2 protein-coding genes are annotated in these 3,490 nt (G+C 35.0%); both read right to left on the reverse strand.

The features are described 5' to 3' along the window. Window positions 1-74: 74 nt before the first annotated feature. Window positions 75-1,103: a type II secretion system F family protein gene (locus CQA44_RS11490; protein ID WP_115547351.1), complete on the reverse strand. Its 1,029-nt coding sequence runs from the start codon at window positions 1,101-1,103 to the stop codon at window positions 75-77. A 2-nt stretch (window positions 1,104-1,105) separates the two neighbouring features. Next, a complete protein-coding gene (locus CQA44_RS11495; protein WP_115547352.1) occupies window positions 1,106-2,485 on the reverse strand; it encodes an NCS2 family permease in 1,380 nt (459 codons plus the stop codon). Window positions 2,486-3,490 lie beyond the last annotated feature (1,005 nt).

The raw sequence follows: 3,490 nt of genomic DNA on the forward strand, positions 1-3,490 counted from the left end.
ACTTATAGGAGATACTACCTATAAGTTTAACTCTGATTGCAGATACACTTATTCAATGACCTGAATTAACAAAATCACACAGCAATCAAAAGCATGTCCCACATAGGACTAATAATAGCAAAGGCAATCCATGCTACCAATGTCCCGATACACATTGTTGCCGCAGGTTCGGTTAGAATAGTTATATACTGCAAGGCAAGCTGATAACGTCTCTTATAAAATTCTGCGTTTAATCCCAAGGCTTGATCTAATGCCCCACTTTGTTCAGCACTCGACAGAAGTCCGATATTAGCAATTTCTACCTCTGATTCTAGCAAGGATTCACTAAAAGGAATCCCGCGTAAAATAGAATCTAGCACGAAAGCTAATTGATGCTTCATGCAAGTGTTACTCACAAGCCCATTACAAATTCGCAAGCTTTCCTCAAAGGGTACTTGACTCTTAAGCAAATAATGCAATCCCACAAAATAACGATAGAGTTCATAATCTTTAAGTATTGTATTAACAAAGGGCGTATGAAAAAGTAAGCTATCTCTATAAGCCTTGCGACTTAAGCCAATCCAGCAAATACCTATAATACCAAGAATGCAAAACAAAATCTGCCAATAATAACTAAAAAGAATCTCGCTAAGACTCAGAAGTGCTTTTGTGCTAAAATTAAGGTTAGCATTTAGTTCTCTATAAATATCTGCAAATTCTGGAATCACGAATACAGCAATAACAACAAACACTATCAATGTAGCAAACAATAAAAAGCAAGGATATATCAAAGCCTTTATAAGAGTATTGTAAAATTCGCTTCTTTGTCGCAATTCTTTCGCGCATAATTGACATGTCTCTTGCATTTGACCGCTCTTTTCTCCTATCTCAAATAAGGCAACAATCAAATCCCCGCATAGTTTATTGTGTTCTTTAAATGCGCTTGTGAGGCTAAGTCCTCGTTCTAAAGCCTGTTGCATGTTTTCTATAAGTGCTATATTTTCTTTATGCTTTAACCCCACCTTAATGGATTCCAAAAGCACAAGAAGACCTATCCCAGAACCATAGCCATAACCTAATTGCCAGAAGACTGTTTCTAATTCGCTTGTTTTGGTAGGTGTCATGACTATAACGCAGGAGAAATAAAAGGGATAAGACTAATAAAAGCAATAATGCAAATTCCCATATTGAGATTTTCTTTCTTGCCCAGAAAAATACTCAATATTACGTACAAGATAAAACCTGCACACAAACCATTTGTGATTGACGAAGTAAGTGGCATAAGAATAACAATTGCAAAACTTGAATAACATACTTCTAACTTTGAAAAATCAATAGATTTAATCTGCATAAACATCATAGCCCCTACAATAATGAGTACAGGATAAATCGCAACAGAAGGAATGGCTGCAAAAAATGGCATAAAAAATAATGCAAGGCTAAAAAATAAAGCCACAAAGCAAGCAGTAAGTCCTGTTCTCCCTCCAATATTCACTCCAGAAGCAGATTCTAAAAATGCAGTAACGGTAGAAACTCCACAAAGCGCACCAAAACAAGCACCTGCTGCATCGACTTGCAATGTACTTTCTAATGGTTTGTCTTCAGCATAGCGAATTTGTTTAGAATCTAGGGAAGATTCCAAATATGTAGAATCTTGTTTTAATAAAGCTTTATCTCTTCTAGAGTCTCCTTGCAAGCTTTGAAATAATCCTGCATTAGCACCAATCCCACTCAATGTACCTATGGAATCAAAAAGATGTGTAATAAGCAAGGCGATAAGAGGAGAAATCATGCTGATTTGTAAAATACTCACAATCTCTAATTGAAAGGCTATAGGTGCAATAGACGCTGGCATATCTAGTATTTTATCGGGAGCTTTAGCAATGCCTAATAGCCAACTGATGAGTGCAGTTACAAAGATTCCAAGCAAAAAAGCACCCTTTAATCGCCAAGCTACAAAGAGCAATATAATAAATACCCCTGTAATGCCTACGCACACATTTTTATCAAAATTTCCAAGCAATAAACCTCTATCGCTGATAGAGATAATGCCAATTTGACTTAATGCAATCTGTGCTAAAAATCCTCCCAATCCTGCACATAAAGCATAACGTAAGTCTTTGGGGATACTTTGCAATACCCAAACTCTAAACTTTGTAACAGAAATGACTAAAAAAATACATGCTGAAAGAAAAACTGCACCCAACGCCTGCTGCCATGAAAGCCCAAATTCATGCACCAAGCCAAAACTGAAATACACATTAAGCCCCATACCAACGCTCATAGCCACAGGCATATTTGCATATAATCCCGTAACAAGAGTAACAATAGCAGTTACAATGCAAATCGCACTAATAAGAGAATCTTTTGGCATACCCGAATCAGCAAGAATCGTGCTTCCCACAGGAATAATATATGCCATGGTAAGAAAAATGGTTAAGCCAGCCATAAATTCTGTAAGAATTGTCGTATTGCGCGCCTTAAGACAAAAAAATCTCTCTAACATAATGTCCTTTATCCTTAATCGCAGATTCTATGGTTATCAAAATCTAAACGCTTATCTATGCCTTGTTCCAAATTCTCATTCTAGCCATTCTCAATTATAGCCAATTTAATGGAAGTAATAAGATCTCTTGATTATAATACTTCAATATAAAAGAATCTAAACCTTTCAGGTAGTATATTACCTCATATTTAGCCATAAGCTACACATTCATACCACTTTAGAATACAAGCAGTATTTTCTCTCTTATGCAGATTAATTAAATAATTGATAAAATCTAAGCAAAAATTAGCAACGCTATAATAACCCAATTTACAAGCCCTGTGAGAGCTTCTTGCTTTAAGCCGTATTTAGTCTTAATAAAGAAACTGCTACTAACTTCTTAATCATAAAGAAAAAACACAATAGGAACAAACGCTTATGGCTTATCAAACAAACTCATCGCAAGACACATAAACTTACAAACTTTACTAAAGACGAAATAAAACGCAATGATTCTGATTAAAACACAGATTAAGCTTGGTTGCTCCTTGATGTTATGATAAAGCCACACTGCCTACTTTTGCGTAGTTTTTATGGCTTTTAGCTATCTCATACCATTAGCCCAAACTGCATAAATTCTTTTATCTTTTAATTTTTAGCATGATTAGAGCTGCATATTATTGATTGCCTCTACATTAAAGATACGCATTGTGTTAAATGTTTTATGCTTTCTCATCTAACATTCCTAATTTTATCAAGTCTTGTGCAAGAATCATATAATACATTGAATAGACGCTGATTCTTTCCCATCAAATCATGAAATATATCCAAGTAGTCATTCATTCTCACGAAGCCACTTACACGTCAAAATGTAAAGCTATATAGGATTCTAACATCTAAGGACGATACGGTTTATATGTGATAGTAGGAATTATAAAGAAATAAAAAATAAAGGCGTGTGAGGAAAAATCTATCAACAAACCTTATTTTCTAAAAATTTTTAAGGATATAAAGGACAAATCGGGG

It is taken from the genome of Helicobacter sp. MIT 14-3879, from assembly GCF_003364125.1.

Excerpts from the sequence above, each read along its gene's own strand:
- CQA44_RS11495 (WP_115547352.1), bottom strand. The coding sequence starts at position 2,485 with ATGTTAGAGAGATTTTTTTGTCTTAAGGCGCGCAATACGACAATTCTT.
- CQA44_RS11490 (WP_115547351.1), bottom strand. The coding sequence starts at position 1,103 with ATGACACCTACCAAAACAAGCGAATTAGAAACAGTCTTCTGGCAATTA.